This window comes from Clostridium sp. 1001283B150210_160208_E6, assembly GCF_015669365.1.
Taxonomy (GTDB): domain Bacteria; phylum Bacillota; class Clostridia; order Clostridiales; family Clostridiaceae; genus Clostridium; species Clostridium paraputrificum.
This window is the reverse complement of sequence record NZ_JADPAA010000007.1, coordinates 53,676-72,068: the sequence shown is the minus strand read 5'-3', so window position 1 is coordinate 72,068 and position 18,393 is coordinate 53,676. Positions and strand designations below refer to the sequence as shown.

The window sequence follows — 18,393 nt, the reverse complement described above, 5'->3', positions numbered from 1 at the left end:
TTTAAGAATGAATAAAGTAGAAAGTTTTGAATTAGACCATAGAAAAGTGCAAGCTCCTTATGTTAGAAAGTGTTGTTTGTTAGATGGAAAGATGGGAGATAAGGTTACTAAGTTTGATCTTAGATTTTTACAACCTAATAAAGAAGCTTTTGGTACAGCTGCAATGCATGGATTAGAACATTTATTAGCACATACACTAAGAGAAAAGCTTGAAGGTATTATAGATTTATCTCCAATGGGATGTAGAACAGGCTTTTATTTGAGTATTTGGGGAGATAGAGAAGCAGCAGAAATTAAGGAAGCCTTAGAATATGCACTTAAGGATATATTAAATGCTAAAGAAATGCCAGCTGCCAATGAAATACAATGTGGTAATTATAGAGACCTATCCCTATTTGGAGCAAAGGAATATGCAAAAGAAGCTTTAGAAAGAGGATTTTCTTTAAATATTTATGGAGAATAAAATAGGAAAACTAGAAATACCTAAGGATGAAGTCCTTAGGTATTTAGGTTATAGGTCTCAGCTAATAGATGAAAAATTAGATGAATTAATAAAATTAACCATAGAGGAAAGTAAAACTTTAATAACTCCAAGATTCATTACATCTAGGTGTAATGTGAGTTTAGTAGAGAATGGAGTAAAGTTATTAGGGACAAATATTCTTTTAACTGGAAATGATATAAAAGAGCATTTAAAAGATTCTAAGGAATGTGTATTAATGGGGGTTACCATAGGGGGAAATATTGAAAAGAGGATTAACCTCTATGGCAAAACTAATTTAACTAAGTCTTTAATATTAGACTCTTGTGCCACTACAGCAGTAGAAGAGATATGCGATAAGTTAGAGGCTTATATAAAGAGTGAAGCAATAGGAAATGGAGAGTCTATAACCTTTAGATATAGCCCAGGATATGGAGATTTATCATTAGATGTTCAAAAAGATATAATAAATACACTAAAGGCAGAGAAAACTATAGGATTAACAGTTTCAGCTCATAACTTATTAATGCCAAGGAAGTCTGTAACAGCTATTATTGGATTAATTCCAAAGGATAAAGAAGTCAAGAAAAAAGGCTGTGAGGTTTGCAAGAATTATGAAAATTGTAGCTTTAGAAAAGAGGGGATTGTTTGTGGAAGTTAAGAAGTATTTAGAAGATAATATACTAGTTTTTGATGGGGCTATGGGTACTATGCTTCAAAAAAAGGGATTAAAGCTTGGGGAAAACCCAGAACTATTCAATATAAAAGAGAAAGATAAAGTTAGAGAGATACATGAAGAATACCTAAATTCAGGTGCTATGGTTATTACAACTAATACCTTTGGAGCAAATGAATTAAAGCTTGAAGAAACAGGATATTCAGTAGAAGAGATAGTGGATGCTGCTGTATCTATAGCAAAAGACGCTAGAGGAAATAGTGAAGCTTATATAGCATTAGATGTTGGACCAATAGGGCAATTACTTGAACCAATGGGAACATTGAGCTTTGATGAAGCTTATGAAATATTTAAAAGACAAGTAGTGCAAGGGGAAAAGTCAGGAGCAGATATTATTCTAATAGAAACTATGACTGATTTATATGAAGCAAAAGCAGCATTACTTGCTTCAAAAGAAAATACTAGTCTTCCTGTATTTTGTACAATGTCTTTTGAGGAGAATGGAAGGACATTTACAGGTTGTACACCAGAAAGTATGGCTATGGTTCTAGAGGGGCTAAGAGCAGATGCCATAGGAATAAATTGTTCTTTAGGGCCTAAGGAACTATTACCAATAGTAAAAAGGATAAAGAAGTGGACTAATCTTCCTATAATGACTCAACCTAATGCAGGACTTCCAACAATATCGTTTGGTGAAGCTATTTATGATATTTCAGCTAAGGATTTTTCTACTTGGGTAAAGGAATTTATTAAAGAAGGAGTAAGTATAATTGGTGGATGTTGTGGTACTACTCCAGGGTTTATTAAAGAGTTAAGAGAGTTAGCAGATAATAATAAAAGGGTTAAAAGGGGAAAGGTTTCTTATTCAGCAGTATGTACACCTTCTAAGGTGATAGAAATAGAAGGGGTAAAGGTAATTGGAGAAAGAATTAACCCAACAGGTAAGAAGTTATTTAAAGAAGCTTTAAAGAATAATGATATGGATTATATTTTAAAGCAAGCCATAGACCAAGTTGAGGCAGGGGCAGAAATTCTAGATGTAAATGTAGGTCTACCAGAGATAGATGAGAAAGATATGATGAAGAGGGTAGTAAAGGAAATACAAGGAATAATAGATACCCCACTTCAAATAGATTCATCGGACATAAATGCAATAGAAATTGGACTTAGAGCTTATAATGGAAAAGCAATAGTAAACTCAGTAAATGGTGAAGATGAGGTTCTAGAAAAGATACTTCCATTAGTTAAAAAGTATGGTGCTAATGTTGTAGGTCTTACTTTAGATAAAAAAGGAATTCCTCCTACAGCTGAAGAGAGATTTAAAATAGCAGAAAAGATAGTAATGAAAGCTAAGGAATATGGAATAGATAAAAGCAATGTGTTCATAGATTGCCTGGTTCTTACAGCATCAGCACAGCAGGCAGAGGTTAAAGAAACTCTTAAGGCATTAAGAATGGTTAAGGAAAGATTAGGAGTAAAAACATTACTTGGTGTTTCTAATATATCATTTGGATTACCTTGCAGAGAATTAATTAATGAAACATTTCTTTCCTTAGCTTTAGGTTCTGGGTTAGATTTGCCTATAATGAATCCTAACAGTAGAGGGATGATGGACGTAATTAACTCTTATAATGTTCTTTATAACTATGATAAGGGAGCTGAGAAATATATTTACCTTTATGGTAGTGGAAAAGTAGAAAGAGGAGTGGTTACAGCTGGGATTATTAAAAAGGAAGATTCTACAGTTAATAAGGATTTAAAGTATATTGTAATAAAAGGTCTTAAAGAAGAGGCGTCCATTGCAACAAGAGAGCTTCTAGAAACCATGGAGGAACTTGAAGTTGTAAACAATATGCTTATTCCTGCTTTAGATGAAGTAGGACAAAAGTATGAAAAGGGTGAAATTTTCTTACCACAGCTTATACAATCAGCAGAAACAGTAAAGAATGCTTTTGAGGTTATAAAGGAAAAATTAAGTGATAAAAAGGAAAGCAATATTTCAAAGGGAAGAATTATTTTAGCTACTGTAAAGGGAGATATTCATGATATAGGTAAAAATATAGTTAAGGTTATTCTTCAGAATTACGGATATGATATTTTAGATTTAGGTAAGGATGTACCTATAGAAAGTGTAGTTAAAACTGCTATGGATGAAGATATACAATTAGTTGGTTTAAGTGCTTTAATGACAACTACAATTAAAAGCATGGAAGAGACTATAAAGGCTTTAAAGGGTGCAGGCTATAAAGGTAAGGTATTTGTAGGAGGAGCAGTATTAACTAAGGAGTATGCTGATATGATAGGTGCAGACTACTATTCAAAAGATGCTAAAGAAGCAGTTGAAATTGCTAAAGAGTTTTTTAAAAGTTGATAAGGAGAAAAATACAACAAAAATAACAAAGAGATAGGAAGAAACTGCTTTTGGTAGTTTCTTTTCTTAATCATAAACAACTTCCCAGTTAGGAGAATTATATGCATCAAAACACATCTTTATTTGATCCTGTGATGTTCGACTTACAGATAATTCAGGAATTTCATTTAAAGCAAAGTACCTGCAATCTGATGTTTCTATGTTTGGAGAAAACTCTCCATTAATAATGGAGCATAAAATGAATATCTTACATACATTATTTTTTTTGTAAATGTTTAACTAAGTTTACAAGAGTAAATATATAGTGTAAACTGGTGTATATACACTAGAGGGGGATATAAAAATGAGAAATAAAACAAAACAAATGATTTATGCAGCATTACTTATAGCGCTAGCAATTATAATACCAGTAATATTTAGTGGTATAAAAGTAATAATAGGACCTTTTACAGCAACACCAGCATCACATTTACCAATGTTTGTTGCTATGATGATTTCACCAATGGTTGCCATTGTGGTAGGAATAGGGTCAACAATTGGATTTTTATTAACAGGTACAATAATGCCAGTTGTATTTAGAGCAGCAACACATATTTTAGTTGGATATGTTGGGGCATTAATAATTAAGAAAAAGAAGAATTATAAATTAGCAACTATTGTAACTGCACCTATGCATGGACTAGCAGAAGCACTTGTTGTTATTCCTTTTGTAGGATTTGATCTATACTATTTAATTGTAATTACTTGTATTGGTACTATAGCACATCATTTCTTTGATAGCGTATTATCATATGCCGTAATAAAGGGTGTAAGCAGAGCAAGAAGATGTAATATATATGATACCTTTGGCGAATTTAATAATACTGCAGAAATATAGACTAGGTAGTAGTTAAGAAGGTACAAGAGTTAATCAAGATAATCAAGATAATCAAGGTAAGAAGGTAAAAAGGTAAGAAGGTAAAAAGGTAAGAAGGTATAATGTATAAAAGTGGTAATCAAAATAATAATTTTGATTACCACTTTTTTTAGTTGACTATAAAGATATTTTCTTAACACATGTTATTCCTAAAGCTCCAGGTCCAACATGACAACATATACTCATTGGAAGTACATCGTTATAAACATCATGTTCTGGAAATGCCTGTTTAACTGTTTCATTCCACTTCTTACCTTGTTCAAGATCACCTGAGTAAGCTGTCTGAATTAAATAATCCGTTCCTTTAAATCTATTTTCTATATCATTTTTAATTGCTTCTATCATTGCTTTTTGAGCACTTTTTAACCCTCTAACTTTCTTATATGTATCTAGCTTTCCACCATCAATTAGTAAAACTGGCTTTATATTAAACATACTTCCTAAAGCAGCTACAGCAGGGGTAATACGACCGCCTTTTTCTAGATATTTTAATGTATCAACTGTAACATAGATTATAGATTCTAAAGCTTCTTTTTCTAAAATTTCTTGTATCTCTTTTGCAGATAGTCCTTTCTCTATAAGGTATAAAGCATCTAAAATAGATTGCCTAAATGTAACTGATATTCTTTTGTTATCAACTACTAAAACTTTTCCCTCATAATCGCTAGAAAGCATTCTAGCAGTTTCCATAGAGCTACTTAATCCACTTGACATAGGAATATGTAAAATATAATCATAATCATAATCTTTCAATAGGTTGTCCCAAAGTTCTATTACTGTTCCAGGTGAAGGTTGAGAGGTTGATATATTTTCATCAGCTTCTAGCTTTTTAAAAAACTCTTCTTGAGATAATGTTATTCCTTCATAATATGTATTATCATTTATAAAAAATGGCATTGCTATTAAGTAAATACCTAATTCTTTTGCTTCTTCTTGAGTTATCCCACTATTTGTGTCAGTTACAATTGCTATTTTATTTTTCATGCGTTCCCTCCAATCCAGAGCAATGCTCTGTTTTAAAATATTATAGGATAGTTTTAACTTGCTTGTCAATTTGATATAAAGTATAATCGAAAAATAAGAGGTGAAAATTATGCGTAGAAACAGTTATAAATGTACGTCTGATACAAAAGAGAAGCTCTTATCAGCTACTATAAAGTTGGTTAAAGAAAAGGGAGTTAAAAATACAACCATTCGTGATATTTGTAAGAATTCAGGAGTTTCTAATGGAGCATTTTATCATTATTACAGTAGTAAAGAGGAATTATTAAAGGATACATATTACCAAATTGACAAGCTAGTTACACCAGATTTTATTAAATCATGTAATGATATGGAGATAATGCATGGACTACATGAAATTTTAAAAATATATGTACTCTTTATTGTAAATGAGGCTGGGATACTAGTTAAGGAGTATCATAAAGTATTGTTAGATGGAGTTAATATTTCTGTTTTTGATCCTAAACGACCATATTATCAAGCAATAAAAGAACAGCTTAATCGTTGTATTGATGAAGGGGTTATATCATCAGGGTATACCTTGGAATATTTAACAAACTATTGTATTAGGTTTTTACGTGGGCTTATTTTTGACTGGGGAATTCACAATGGAGATTATAATTTGTTAGAACAATTTGAAATGGATTTTAAAACCATAATGGCAGGCGTATTAATAAATGAATGTTAAATTCAAGAAACTGGAAAATATCTGGTTTCTTTTTTGTTTTACAAAATGTAAAATATAGGTAAATGAATATTAGAGAGTTATATGATTATTGGTAAGGGGGATAAACATGGGGATTTTGATATCTTTAGTAGGGGGATGCATTGTGGTATTATTTGCTTATGTAGTCATTAGAGAAGCAGTAAGAGATGGAATTTATGATGCTTATAAGAAAATAGAAAAAGATAAAAACAAATAAAAGAAATTAATAGTAAATTGTAAAAGGCTCTGATTACAGGGCTTTTTATAGTCTATAATTAAATATATAAATAAAATATGAGGTAAGAACTTATGAATATAAATTTATTAGAAGAAAAGAAGATACTTAAAGAAAAAAGAGACATAATAAAATTTGAATTAGAGCAAAAGAGGTCTGATGCTTTAAATATAGAAAACAAGCTTAATAATTTAAGAAAAGAAACTAAGGGAAAGTATGATGTAGAAAAAGAGGCAGTAGAGAAAATAAGTGAGGTTTTGTCTAAGGATATTGATAGTTATAAAAACGCTTTAGAAGCACCTTACTTTGGTAGAGTAGACTTTAGAGAATATAGGGGATTAACAGAAAAAATTTATATTGGAAAGCAGGGAATTAATAATAGTCAAAATGGGGATGAAATAGTAGTAGATTGGAGAGCCCCCGTAGCAGATTTATATTATAGTGGAACAGGGGGAGAGGCTTATTATAAAGCTCCTAGTGGAATAATAGAGGGGAAACTTGAGCTTAAGAGAAAATTCCTTTTTGAAGATGGCGATATAAAGCAAATCTTTGATGAAGGAATAAATGAGCTTATGATAAATGGAGAAGAAGGAGAAGAGTTAGTAGATAAATTCCTTAAGATTAATCTTGAAACAAGTAGAGGTAAGAAGCTTAAGGAAGTAGTTGCAACCATTCAAAAGGAGCAAAATGACATTATAAGGTGGCCAAAGAATTTACCGATAATAGTTCAAGGATCAGCAGGATCGGGAAAGACAACAATAGCACTTCATAGACTAGCTTATTTAATTTATAGATATAAGGAAAAAATGAGTGGTAATGAAATATTAGTTTTGGCACCTAATAAGCTATTTTTAGATTATATTTCAGATATTTTACCATCATTAGGAGCAACTGAGGTAAATCAAAATACCTTCGAAGAGCTTATGTTATCAAAGCTTAAATTAAAGGGGAAAATCTATAATAAAGATGAAAAGCTTAAGGATTTAATGGAGGAAAAGGATGATGAGAGAAGGCTAAATATTTCAAATTCATCCAAAGTTAAAGGAAGCCTTTTATTTAAAACTATTCTTGATAGATATATTGCTTTAGTTGAGGGAAGCTCTATGGAAATAGAGGATATAAAGGTAGATGATTATGTTTTGTTTTCCAGAAAAGAAATTGCAAGGTTGTATTTAAAAGATTTAAAGTCATATCCAATTAATAAGAGGAAAGATGAGATTAAGAGATATTTAAATCTTAAATTAAAAGAAAAGATAGAAGAATTAACATTAAGAATTGATAGAGAATGGGATGTAAAAATAAAAGAATTTAAGATGAATTTAAAAGACTCTCAAGAAAGAAGAGAGGGGCTTATTAAACTTTATGATAAAAGAGATGAAATGAAAAATAATATAAAGTCTAATTCTAAAAAAGAATTTAATAACTATTTCAAAAATTGGAGAGGAATAAATCCAAAGGATATATACTATAATTTTTTTAATGATGAAATATTATTTGATATCTCTATTGATGGAAAAGTACCTGAAGAATTAGCAAGCTTTATGAAGGCTGAAATTAATAAAAATTATGAAAGTAATATTATAGATGAGGATGATTTAGCACCACTTTTATATATAAGAATGATTTTAGAGGGGATAGATGAAAAAGAGAAGTTCCAACATATTGTGGTGGATGAAGCTCAAGATTACAGTCCTCTTCAAATATATTTAATAAATAAATTATCTAGAGGAAATTCATTAACTTTAGTTGGAGATTTAGCACAGGGAATTTATTATTACAAGGGAATAGAAAAATGGGAAGACATAACAGAAGGTTTATTTAAGGGAAATGCAACTTATATACAATTAACACAAAGCTATAGATCAACGGTAGAAATTATTGATTTTGTTTCAGGAGCTTTAAAAGCACAAAAACTTGGATTAAAGAATGCAATGCCAGTATTAAGGCATGGTGATGTGCCAAAGGTAATAGAGGTAGAAAGTATTAATGAATACTCAGAGGTAATAGATAATATAGTGGAAGAGGTAAGAGAAAATGGTAAGAGGAGTATAGCTATAGTTACAAAAAATAGCCATGAAGCATTAAAATTATTTAAAAAGTTAAAAACTAAAAATCCTTTTACTTTGATAAAGGGAAAAGAGAAAAAGTTAGAAGATGAGTTAATTATAATTCCTTCATATCTTACTAAGGGATTAGAGTTCGATTGTACAATAATTTTAAATCCAAGTGAAGAAAGCTATGGTGACAATATTTTAGACAAAAGACTGCTGTATGTATCTTTAACGAGGGCTCTTCACTATGAATATATAATAAAACTTAATAGAATGACATTTATGATTAAAGAGAATAATAATTAAATATGAGTTAATAAAGTAAATTGTTTGTTGATAATATTGTAACAAAGTCAGGATGGGAGTATAATAAAATTAATGTTATAAGATAATAATTATTAGGAGGGAACAAAATGCCAGCAGTTAACTTAAAAGATAATATACATTGGATTGGTGTTAAAGATGCAGAACTAAGAATCTTTGATATTATTATGGAGACTAAGAGGGGAACAACTTATAATTCATATGTTATTGATGATGAGAAGGTTGCTGTAGTTGATATTTGCAAAAATGGTTTTTATGAAGATTTTAAAGAAAAGTTAAAGGATGTAATTGGGGAAAGAAATGTTGATTATATAGTAGTTCAACATACAGAATTAGATCATAGCGGATCTTTAACTAAGCTTTTAGATGATTATCCAGAAGCTACAGTTTTAGGAACAAAAGCTGCTATTAATTATTTAAAAGAAATTTTAAATAAGCCTTTTAATTTTAGAGAAGTTAATGAAGATATATCTTTAGGAAAGACAACTTTACAATTTATAAAGGCTCCAAACTTACATTGGCCAGATACAATGTTTACATATGTAAGAGAAAGCAAATTCTTATTTACATGTGACTTTACAGGATGTCATTATTGTCCAGATGGAACAGTTTTAGATGTTGGTGGAGATGATTACGTAACTGAAATGAAATACTACTTTGATTGTATTATGGGACCATTTAAGCCTTTTGTTTTAAAAGCTCTTGATAAGATTAAGGACTTAGATATAGAAATGATAGGAACAAGCCATGGACCAATTCATAAAGGAGAAGATGTAAAGAAATATTTAGAGTTATATAGAGAATGGGCAACAGAGGAACCTATAGATTCTAAGAAAGTTGAAATATTCTATATTTCTGCTTATGGAAATACAGAAGCAATGGCTAAGTATATTAGTGAAAAACTTAACGAAAAAGGATATAAAGCTGGAGTTCATGAAATAACTTCAATGAAAATTGAAGATTGTATTGCATTAGTTGAAAAGGCAAAAGGATTCATGGTAGGATCACCTACAATTAATGCAGATGCAGTTAAGCCAGCTTGGGATTTACTATCCCTTGTTAATCCAATAGTAAATAGAGGAACAGCCGCTATGGCATTTGGTTCTTACGGATGGGGCGGTAATGCAGTTCCAATGCTTACAGATAGAATGAAGTCTTTAGGATTAAAAGTTGTAGATCCAGGATTTAGATTTAAATTTGTACCAGCTGAAAAAGAGTATAAAGAAGCTGATGAGATGATTGAAAAGTTCATAGAAAATATGTAATAGAAACTGCCTTGTGGCAGTTTCTTCTTTTATGTCTAGGAAAGTGAATTTGTGAATTTATTTATTTTCTATTTAACTTAACATATGTTTATAATATAATACAATGGAAATAATAACTTAAGTAAAGTGAGGTACAGAAAATGGAAGATAGAGAAATAATGTCTTTTAGAGATGAAGATGGAAATAAAGTCGACTTTGAAGCAGTTGCTAGAATATATTTAAAAGAGCAAGAATATTTATTATTAGCGCCTTTAGATGAAGAAAGTGAAGACGTATTTATCTTTAGAGTTGATAATGTAGATGGAAAAGAAGAACTTAATCTTGTAGAAGATGATGAAGAGTTCTTAGCAGTTAAAAAGGAATATAAAAAATTAGTATATTAATAAGGGGAGTTTTACTATGCAAACAACAGAAATAATAGAATTTTTAGAGGAAAATGGATTATCTGAAATTGAAGAAATTAAAACAGAAGATAATTTTATAGTTTTAAAATTTTATTATGATTTTGACAAAGATGAAATACTTGCGGCAAGAGCATATGCCAATGAAGAAAGTGATTTAGAAGAAGAGAGCGATGAATGGTATCGTGATTGGTATTTATCATATTTATCTGATATTGCTAAGGATAATGTTGAAGGCATTGTAGAAGATTTAGGAGATGAACTTGAGCTTGCAAGTAAGATAAAAGAAGTTGAAATTGATGTTAATAATGCAGACTATATGAAGTTTGTTGCTATCTTGTGTTCAGAGGATTTTGAGGAAGATTTGGAAGAAACTTTAAACGATTACTTATAGTAAATAATTTCTATTGAAATGAAAAAAAAATGTGCTATAATAGAGTCATAAGAAATCCTGAGATGTGCGCCTAGCTTATCATATTCAACCTACATATGATAAACGGGATTTGCAACAACTTTTATGGATGTCGGGCTTCAGTTAATTCACAATTTTGTGGCAGAAGATGGCAAAAGTAGAATGAGCTTAACCCACCTGCGAGGAGCAGGTCTGAATATATAAGCAAACGGCATGTTGGGACTTAGTATTGACTTTAAATACCTCAATAATTTTATTATTGAGGTATTTTTTATTCATTTATTATTCGGATATTTAGGCCGTTAATCTTCGAGGTTCAAAGTATTTTCTATGTTTCCTCTTATACCTTATGTAAATGTGATGCTGATAGAGTGCTACGTGCTTGTCCAACTTTTGCGATAAGAGAACACAAATTTTATTAGTTGGGGAAAGAAACTTTAATAATATATTTAAAAATAATTTTTCACGTCTAATTATTTTTGATAGCTTATGTATTTTCATAATATCACCTCTTTTTCCAAAATTCGTAAGTTTTCCTTATTTATTATTATAACATGCCCCGAAAAAATGTAAAATTATTTCATGCAACATTAAGTGACAAGAATTAACAAAAGTAAATTAGCAAAGGTTTTCTTAAAGAAGAATTAAATAATATCTACAATAATAAAAGTATTTTAAATACGAAATTTGGCGAAAATATTAATAGAAAATAACAGAAAGTAAGATAAAGTTAAGAAATATTAACCTTGTGAAAGGTTGATAATATAGAGAATTATAGGTAAAATAAGCTTAAGAAGTAACAAAGGAGTTGTAGTAATGGATATAGATTCAATGAAAATAGAAGAAGTAATAGAACACATAAATATGCTTTATAAAAAAAGCCAAGAAGAAGGTTTATCAGATAAAGAAAAGGAAATACAACAAAAGCTTAGAAGAAGATATATTGATAATGTTAAAAGGAATTTTAGAGTACAATTAGATGGGATAGAACTTAATAAAAAATAAAGGGTGATGGGGATTGTCAGTAACAGTTGAGAAACTAATTAAAGATTTTGACTTAGAGGTTTTAGTAGAAGGAAAACCAAATGAGCTTATAACCGTAAACGATATAAATAGGCCAGGGCTTCAACTTGCAGGATTTTATAATTATTTTGCGCCTGAAAGATTACAGGTAATAGGTAAGGCTGAATGGAGTTTTTTGGATGATATGCAGGTTGAGTTTAGGAAGAAGAGATTAAATAAGTATTTTACATTTCCTATGCATTGCATAATTATGTCTAGAGGTCTTGAACCTCATGAAGAGTTAATTAATGCTGCAAATAAGAAAAATATATGGGTGCTTAGAAGTAATTTAGTTACTACAAAGCTTATGAGTAATTTAACTATCTATTTATCAGATAAGCTAGCACCAGAAACACGTCTTCACGGAGTTTTAGTTGATGTATCAGGTATTGGTATATTAATTACTGGAGAAAGTGGTATAGGTAAGAGCGAAACAGCATTAGAGTTAATTAAGAGAGGACACAGATTAGTTACAGATGATGCTGTTGATATAAAAGAAATTGATGGGGAACTAATAGGATCATCTCCAAGCATAACTAGAGGTATGTTAGAGGTTAGAGGAATTGGAATTATAGATGTACCAGCTCTTTATGGTATAAGTTCTATTCTTTTAAAGAAGACAATAACTTTAGTAATGCACTTTGAACATTGGAAAGATGATAATGATTATGATAGATTAGGAAATAACTTTGACTATATGGATATATTAGGTGTACCAGTTAGAAAGTTAACTGTACCGGTAAGGCCAGGTAGAAATATTGCTGTAATTATTGAAGCAGCAGCAGTAAACTATAGATATTCATTAATGTCTAATGTTTCTGCTGTAGATATAATAGAAAGCAGAATGAATTTAGTTAGCGATAAGTAATAAGTTTATCCCTATCTTCCAATATAAAAGTTGAGGATAAGGGATAAACTATTTCTATATATTAAAGGAGGCTATAAAGTATGAGCAAAAATGAAAAATGCGCATGGGAAAAATATGATGAACAAGGTATAAAGGAGATATTCGACTTTAATGAAGGATATAAGAACTTTATGTCCCTATGCAAAACAGAAAGAGAATGTGTAAAGGAAACTATTAGAATAGCTGAAGAAAATGGCTATAAGAATCTAGATGATGTTATTAAAAATGGCGAAGCTTTAAAGGCTGGAGATAAGGTCTATGCAAACAATATGGATAAAGCTATAGCTTTGTTTATAGTTGGTGAAAGACCTATGGAAGATGGAATGAAGATATTAGGGGCACATATAGATTCTCCAAGATTAGATTTAAAGCAAAATCCATTATATGAAGATACAGACCTTGCCCTTTTAGAAACACATTATTATGGTGGAATAAAGAAATATCAATGGGTTACATTACCTTTAGCTATACATGGTGTAGTTTGCAAGAAGGATGGAACTAAGGTTGATATAGTTATTGGTGAAGATGATAATGATCCTGTAATAGGAATATCAGATCTTCTAGTTCACTTAGCTCAAACTCAACAAGAAAAGAAAGCTAACAAGGTAATTGAAGGTGAGGACCTAAACGTACTTGTTGGTAGTATGCCATTAAAAGATGAAGAAAAAGATGCTGTTAAGGCTAATATATTAAAGATATTAAATGATAAGTATGGAATAGAAGAAGAAGATTTCTTATCAGCAGAACTTGAAATTGTACCAGCTGGTAAGGCTAGAGATTACGGTATTGATAGAAGTATGGTTATGGCATATGGTCATGATGATAGAGTATGTTCATACACTTCACTTATGGCAATGCTAAAGGTTGAAAAAATAGATAAAACATGTGTATGTCTTTTAGTTGATAAAGAAGAAATAGGTAGTGTTGGTGCTACAGGAATGCAATCTAAATTCTTTGAAAATACTGTTGCAGAAGTTATGGATAGAGTAGGAGATTATTCTGATATAAAACTTAGAAGAGCATTAAAGAATTCTAAGATGTTATCTTCAGATGTTAGTGCTGCTTTTGACCCTAATTATCCATCAGTAATGGAAAAGAAGAACTCTGCTTATTTTGGTAAAGGACTAGTATTCAATAAGTATACAGGTTCTAGAGGTAAGGGAGGATGTAATGATGCTAATCCAGAGTTCATAGCAGAACTTAGAGCTATTATGGATAAGCATGATGTTGCATTCCAAACAGCTGAACTAGGAAAGGTTGACCAAGGAGGCGGTGGAACAATCGCTTATATCTTAGCTAATTACAATATGGAAGTTATAGATTGTGGTGTTGCCCTTCATAATATGCATGCACCTTGGGAAGTTGCTAGTAAGGTTGACATATATGAAGCTATGAAAGGATATTATGCTTTCTTATTAGAGGCTTAATTACAAAGAAACTGCTCAAATTTGAGCAGTTTCTTTTCTATGTGAAAAATTAAATCTATTCATAATTTTATAATAATGAAGTTATGTAACAGTTACCTCCTACTTTACATATAATATAAGTGTAAAAGGGGGTGCTACTATATGGATTTATCCCGTTTTAAAAACTATGGATTATGGGTTTCAATATTTGCGTTAATTCCCTTGGTTTTACAAGGATTTGGGGTTAATGTACTACCAGGTAATTACGAAGAAATAGTTGTTGCCTTACTGGGTGTATTAGTTATGGCTGGAATATTAAATAACCCTACTTCTGGAAATAAAGGTTATTTAGATGATAAAACAAAAGAAGAAATACCTGAAGAAACAAATGATGATAAACTAGAAAAATAATAAGTGATTAGTTAAGGAGTTTATGTACTAAATAATTAGTTCATAAACTCCTTTTGTAATATATTTTATTTTTTTCTAGTTCATATAAAATTGCCTATATTGTTTTGGTGTAATATTATTATACTTTTTAAATTTACTTGAATATAGTTTTTCAGAAGAATATCCAACCATTAAAGCTATTTTGCTAATTGAGTATTTTTTATTATTTAACAAGTCTTTAGACTTTTCAGTCCTATATTTATGAATATAATCTAAGAAGTTTACTCCAATCTCCTTTTTAAATAAAGTACTCAGATAAACTGGGGTTATATATACAAAACTTGCTACACTATCTAACGTTAAATCATAATCATTATAGTTAGTATGTATATAATTTAATGCATATGATATTAGCTTGTTTTGAGTATTTGAAGTATTAAAGGTTTTTGTATCTAATTTTTCTTTCAGGATAACTACTTCTTTTAGTAGTTGGAACTCTATAAAAGGAGGAGTTATATAAGAGAAGATATTAAATTTAGCTATGCTTTTTATAAACTTTAAATCTCTATTATTAGAAATAACTATGCAATTAATATTAGAAGAATTCTTATTAATAATAGATAGCTTGTTCAAAATATCAGAACTATTATTTAAAGAATTTATAACTATTAATGTAGGAGCTATTTCTTTTACTTTATCTATTAGTTTATCAGTAGAATTTTCATAATAGGCTTGAACCCCGTAACTTTTCCAATCTATATTGTAGTTCTCTTCATCATAAGAATTAGAGATAATTAATTTAAACATAATTATTCACCCCTTGTGTAATCCGTTAATGTAATTATATAACAATTTATGCAAACAATCACTATTTGTAGGTACAAATATTAAAAATGGGGATAAATATTAAAAAGAAATCATTTACAGATATTTGATAAAAAGGTATTATTGTGTTGTAAGATTTGTTGGTACAAATGATAAAGATTAGAATAATTGATATGACGGATTTATACAAGTGAATGGAGGCGGTTAAATGAAATTTCCAAAGGATTTTCTTTTTGGTGCGGCATCAGCAGCATATCAAATTGAAGGTGGATATAATCAAGATGGGAAAGGGGTATCTAACTGGGATGTATTTTCTAAGATACCAGGTAAGACTTTTGAAGGAACTAATGGAGATGTAGCAATCGATCATTATAATAGATACAAAGAAGATATAAAGTTAATGGCAGAGATGGGATTAGAGTCATACAGATTTTCAGTATCTTGGTGCAGGATTATACCTAATGGTACTGGAGAGATAAATCAAAAGGGAATTGATTTTTACAATAATATAATTAATGAATGCTTAAAATATGGAATAGTACCATTTGTAACATTATATCATTGGGATTTACCACAAGTGTTACAAGAAAAGGGAGGATGGATTAATAAGGATACTATCGATGCTTTTTTAAATTATGCAAATGTTTGTTTTAAAGCTTTTGGGGATAGGGTAAAGCATTGGATAACCTTTAATGAAACCATAGTGTTTTCTAAACTTGGCTATATTAATGGAGCACATCCACCGGCAATACAAAATGATGAAAAGAAGTATTTTCAATCAACTCATAATGTATTTGTAGCTCATGCTAAAGCAGTAGAGTTATATAAGAAATTAAAACAGTATGGAGAAATAGGTATTACGCATGTATTTAGTCCTGCATTTAGTGTAGATGATAATGAAGAAAACTTAGATGCAGAGAATCATGCAAATAATATGGAAACCTACTGGTATTATGATCCAATATTACTAGGAAAATATCCAGAGTATATGGTTGAGTATTTGAAAAAAAGGGAAATTACTCCTGATTGGACAGAAGAGGAACTAGAGTTGCTAAAGAGAAACGCTAGTAAGAATGATTTTATAGGATTAAATTATTATCAGCCTCAAAGGGTAATAAAGAACATAGATGATGTCGACGTTAAGTTTTCAAGAGAAAATTCAACTGGAGCAGCAGGAGGAGTTTATTTTGACGGCTATTTTAAAACAGTAATTGATGATGATAAGAAATATACTAAATGGGGATGGGAGATATCACCTGAAGGCTTCTTAGATGGTTTGAGAATGCTAAAAGCAAGATATGGTGATGTGAAAATATATATTACTGAAAATGGATTGGGCGATGAAGATATTATTATTGACGGAGAAATTGTTGATATACCAAGAATTAAGTTTATTGAAGAGCATTTAGTAGCAGTAAAAAATGCTATAAAAGAAGGAATAAATTTAAAAGGTTATTATGCTTGGTCTGTAATAGATTTATTAAGCTGGTTAAATGGTTATAAGAAACAATATGGATTTATCTATGTTGATCATAACAATAAATTAGCACGCAAGAAGAAACTATCTTTCTATTGGTATAAAAACATAATAGAAACTAGAGGGGAAAATTTATAATTAAATTATTTTAAGGGGGATTTTTTTATGAAAAAAATTGAGGAGATTTTTGAGAAGGTCATGCCGTATTTTATGAAGTTTGCAAGTAGTAAACCAATCTCTGCAATAAAAGATGGTTTTATACTAACAATGCCAGCTACAATAATTGGGTCAATATTCTTATTAATAGGTAATTTCCCTATTAATGGGTGGAGCGATAAAATGGCAAGCATATTTGGTGCTAACTGGCAAACTCCATTGAATCAAGTGTCAGGTGCAACATTTGATATTTTAGCACTTATAGCTGTATTTGGTATTGCATATGCTTATACTAGGAACGAAGGTCATGAGGCAGTTCCAGCAGGTATTTTAGGTATTATATCATTTTTAATAGTTACTAATGCTTTTGTTGTAACTGAAGCCGGCGAAGTTGTTGGAGGAGTAATTCCAAAGGCATGGACAGGCGGACAAGGAATGATATGTGCAATTATTATCGGTCTATTAGTTGGTTTTATATACTCTTTATTTTTAAATAAAGATATAAGAATAAAGATGCCAGAAAGTGTTCCAACAGGAGTATCTAACGCATTTACTGCTTTAATTCCAGGTGTAGTAATAGGTACTGGATCAATGATTATTTATGTTGTTTGTGATGCAGTTAAAGGTATTTCAATGACTGAAATTATTTATGAAATACTTCAAATTCCAATGCAAAGTTTATCAGATTCATTAATAGGTATTATTTTAATAATGTTCTTTATTTCATTACTTTGGTGGTGTGGTATTCATGGACCAAATGTTGTTATGGCAATTATGTCACCAATATTAACAGCTAATGCATTAGATAATCAAAGTATTATTGATGCAGGACAAGCATTGGTTGCAGGTGATAATGCCAAGATTGTTACTGTTCAAATGGTTGATATATTTGGAAAGTTTGGTGGTGCTGGAATAACACTAGGATTTGTTATTGCAGGTATTATTATTGCTAAATCAAAGCAAATGAAATCTATATCAAAATTATCATTAATTCCAGGTGTATTTAATATTAATGAACCAGTAATTTTTGGATTACCAATAGTGTTCAACCCATTAATGCTAATACCTTTTATAATTGTACCAGTATTAGCTGTAATAATGACATATGCATCTATAGCACTAGGATTTATACAACCATTTACTGCGACTCAAGTACCTTGGACTACTCCACCTATAATATCAGGTTTCTTACTTTCAGGATGGCAAGGAGCAGTTCTTCAAATAGCGATTTTGGCTGTAGCAATAGTTGTTTATTTACCATTTATGAAGATGTTAGATAAAGAGGCGTTAAAGCAAGAGGAATCTAACTAAATAATAAAACTCTTTACAC

Annotated in this window: 18 protein-coding genes and 1 other RNA gene; 17 read left to right on the top strand and 2 right to left on the bottom strand. The window is 30.3% G+C overall.

From position 1 onward, the window contains the following. Positions 1-7: 7 nt before the first annotated feature. The 4 genes from I4V16_RS09265 to I4V16_RS09250 all read left to right on the top strand — a co-directional run bounded on the left by I4V16_RS09265 (position 8) and on the right by I4V16_RS09250 (position 4,405). Positions 8-463: an S-ribosylhomocysteine lyase gene (locus tag I4V16_RS09265; RefSeq protein ID WP_195617284.1), complete on the top strand. Its 456-nt coding sequence runs from the start codon at positions 8-10 to the stop codon at positions 461-463. Then, positions 453-1,142, top strand: a complete 690-nt coding sequence (locus I4V16_RS09260) for a methionine synthase (protein WP_111937625.1) — start codon at positions 453-455, stop codon at positions 1,140-1,142. Before I4V16_RS09265 ends, I4V16_RS09260 begins: the two co-directional genes overlap by 11 nt. After that, complete coding sequence (locus tag I4V16_RS09255; RefSeq protein WP_195617286.1) at positions 1,132-3,528, top strand: homocysteine S-methyltransferase family protein; 2,397 nt, start codon at positions 1,132-1,134, stop codon at positions 3,526-3,528. The genes I4V16_RS09260 and I4V16_RS09255 overlap by 11 nt, the downstream gene beginning before the upstream one ends. 343 nt (positions 3,529-3,871) lie before the next feature. Then, entirely contained in the window at positions 3,872-4,405 is a 534-nt protein-coding gene (locus I4V16_RS09250; protein WP_099314404.1) for an ECF transporter S component, read from the top strand. 156 nt (positions 4,406-4,561) lie between these two features. On the opposite strand, the gene I4V16_RS09245 is transcribed toward I4V16_RS09250, so the two are convergent. Beyond that, positions 4,562-5,428, bottom strand: coding sequence for a DegV family protein (locus I4V16_RS09245; RefSeq protein ID WP_195966662.1), 867 nt, complete (start codon positions 5,426-5,428; stop codon positions 4,562-4,564). A 109-nt stretch (positions 5,429-5,537) separates the two neighbouring features. Between I4V16_RS09245 and I4V16_RS09240 the strand changes: the two genes are divergently transcribed. The 11 genes from I4V16_RS09240 to I4V16_RS09195 all read left to right on the top strand — a co-directional run bounded on the left by I4V16_RS09240 (position 5,538) and on the right by I4V16_RS09195 (position 14,626). Then, positions 5,538-6,134 (top strand): TetR/AcrR family transcriptional regulator, encoded by a 597-nt coding sequence (locus I4V16_RS09240; protein WP_049179584.1) that lies wholly within the window; start codon positions 5,538-5,540, stop codon positions 6,132-6,134. 106 nt (positions 6,135-6,240) lie between these two features. Continuing rightward, a complete protein-coding gene (locus I4V16_RS17475) occupies positions 6,241-6,369 on the top strand; it encodes a DUF6019 family protein (protein WP_242959763.1) in 129 nt (42 codons plus the stop codon). Between the two features lie 92 nt (positions 6,370-6,461). Continuing rightward, positions 6,462-8,744 (top strand): RNA polymerase recycling motor HelD, encoded by a 2,283-nt coding sequence (helD, locus tag I4V16_RS09235; protein WP_195966661.1) that lies wholly within the window; start codon positions 6,462-6,464, stop codon positions 8,742-8,744. Positions 8,745-8,851: 107 nt separating this feature from the next. After that, the gene (locus tag I4V16_RS09230; RefSeq protein ID WP_049179588.1) at positions 8,852-10,027 is read left to right on the top strand and encodes an FprA family A-type flavoprotein; all 1,176 of its coding nucleotides are present in this window, start codon (positions 8,852-8,854) and stop codon (positions 10,025-10,027) included. Positions 10,028-10,167: 140 nt separating this feature from the next. Continuing rightward, the gene (locus tag I4V16_RS09225; RefSeq protein ID WP_049179590.1) at positions 10,168-10,410 is read left to right on the top strand and encodes a DUF1292 domain-containing protein; all 243 of its coding nucleotides are present in this window, start codon (positions 10,168-10,170) and stop codon (positions 10,408-10,410) included. 16 nt (positions 10,411-10,426) lie between these two features. Then, positions 10,427-10,822, top strand: a complete 396-nt coding sequence (locus I4V16_RS09220; RefSeq protein ID WP_049179593.1) for a hypothetical protein — start codon at positions 10,427-10,429, stop codon at positions 10,820-10,822. Between the two features lie 51 nt (positions 10,823-10,873). Continuing rightward, a non-coding RNA gene (gene ssrS / locus I4V16_RS09215) (6S RNA) lies at positions 10,874-11,067 on the top strand. 589 nt (positions 11,068-11,656) lie between these two features. Next, positions 11,657-11,845 (top strand): DUF896 domain-containing protein, encoded by a 189-nt coding sequence (locus I4V16_RS09210; protein ID WP_027096765.1) that lies wholly within the window; start codon positions 11,657-11,659, stop codon positions 11,843-11,845. A gap of 13 nt (positions 11,846-11,858) precedes the next feature. Further along, the gene (gene hprK, locus I4V16_RS09205) at positions 11,859-12,770 is read left to right on the top strand and encodes an HPr(Ser) kinase/phosphatase (RefSeq protein ID WP_049179594.1); all 912 of its coding nucleotides are present in this window, start codon (positions 11,859-11,861) and stop codon (positions 12,768-12,770) included. 80 nt (positions 12,771-12,850) lie between these two features. Further along, positions 12,851-14,236, top strand: a complete 1,386-nt coding sequence (locus tag I4V16_RS09200) for an aminopeptidase (RefSeq protein ID WP_099313927.1) — start codon at positions 12,851-12,853, stop codon at positions 14,234-14,236. Between the two features lie 141 nt (positions 14,237-14,377). Continuing rightward, positions 14,378-14,626: a holin gene (locus tag I4V16_RS09195; protein ID WP_195572940.1), complete on the top strand. Its 249-nt coding sequence runs from the start codon at positions 14,378-14,380 to the stop codon at positions 14,624-14,626. Between the two features lie 75 nt (positions 14,627-14,701). Here the strand turns inward: I4V16_RS09195 and I4V16_RS09190 are convergent, their stop codons facing one another. Continuing rightward, a complete protein-coding gene (locus tag I4V16_RS09190) occupies positions 14,702-15,412 on the bottom strand; it encodes a helix-turn-helix domain-containing protein (RefSeq protein WP_195572942.1) in 711 nt (236 codons plus the stop codon). Positions 15,413-15,638: 226 nt separating this feature from the next. Here I4V16_RS09190 and I4V16_RS09185 point away from each other — a divergent pair, with 226 nt between their 5' ends. Next, on the top strand, positions 15,639-17,045 hold the full coding sequence (locus tag I4V16_RS09185) for a GH1 family beta-glucosidase (protein WP_195572944.1): 1,407 nt from the start codon (positions 15,639-15,641) through the stop codon (positions 17,043-17,045). Between the two features lie 27 nt (positions 17,046-17,072). Next, the gene (locus I4V16_RS09180) at positions 17,073-18,374 is read left to right on the top strand and encodes a PTS sugar transporter subunit IIC (protein ID WP_195572946.1); all 1,302 of its coding nucleotides are present in this window, start codon (positions 17,073-17,075) and stop codon (positions 18,372-18,374) included. Positions 18,375-18,393: the final 19 nt, after the last annotated feature.

Bases quoted from the DNA above. Each gene is read 5' to 3' on its own strand.
- I4V16_RS09265 (WP_195617284.1), top strand. From the start codon at position 8: ATGAATAAAGTAGAAAGTTTTGAATTAGACCATAGAAAAGTGCAAGCT.
- I4V16_RS09260 (WP_111937625.1), top strand. From the start codon at position 453: ATGGAGAATAAAATAGGAAAACTAGAAATACCTAAGGATGAAGTCCTT.
- I4V16_RS09250 (WP_099314404.1), top strand. From the start codon at position 3,872: ATGAGAAATAAAACAAAACAAATGATTTATGCAGCATTACTTATAGCG.
- I4V16_RS09245 (WP_195966662.1), bottom strand. From the start codon at position 5,428: ATGAAAAATAAAATAGCAATTGTAACTGACACAAATAGTGGGATAACT.
- I4V16_RS09240 (WP_049179584.1), top strand. From the start codon at position 5,538: ATGCGTAGAAACAGTTATAAATGTACGTCTGATACAAAAGAGAAGCTC.
- I4V16_RS17475 (WP_242959763.1), top strand. From the start codon at position 6,241: ATGGGGATTTTGATATCTTTAGTAGGGGGATGCATTGTGGTATTATTT.
- helD (WP_195966661.1), top strand. From the start codon at position 6,462: ATGAATATAAATTTATTAGAAGAAAAGAAGATACTTAAAGAAAAAAGA.
- I4V16_RS09230 (WP_049179588.1), top strand. From the start codon at position 8,852: ATGCCAGCAGTTAACTTAAAAGATAATATACATTGGATTGGTGTTAAA.
- I4V16_RS09225 (WP_049179590.1), top strand. From the start codon at position 10,168: ATGGAAGATAGAGAAATAATGTCTTTTAGAGATGAAGATGGAAATAAA.
- I4V16_RS09220 (WP_049179593.1), top strand. From the start codon at position 10,427: ATGCAAACAACAGAAATAATAGAATTTTTAGAGGAAAATGGATTATCT.
- I4V16_RS09210 (WP_027096765.1), top strand. From the start codon at position 11,657: ATGGATATAGATTCAATGAAAATAGAAGAAGTAATAGAACACATAAAT.
- I4V16_RS09200 (WP_099313927.1), top strand. From the start codon at position 12,851: ATGAGCAAAAATGAAAAATGCGCATGGGAAAAATATGATGAACAAGGT.
- I4V16_RS09195 (WP_195572940.1), top strand. From the start codon at position 14,378: ATGGATTTATCCCGTTTTAAAAACTATGGATTATGGGTTTCAATATTT.
- I4V16_RS09190 (WP_195572942.1), bottom strand. From the start codon at position 15,412: ATGTTTAAATTAATTATCTCTAATTCTTATGATGAAGAGAACTACAAT.
- I4V16_RS09185 (WP_195572944.1), top strand. From the start codon at position 15,639: ATGAAATTTCCAAAGGATTTTCTTTTTGGTGCGGCATCAGCAGCATAT.
- I4V16_RS09180 (WP_195572946.1), top strand. From the start codon at position 17,073: ATGAAAAAAATTGAGGAGATTTTTGAGAAGGTCATGCCGTATTTTATG.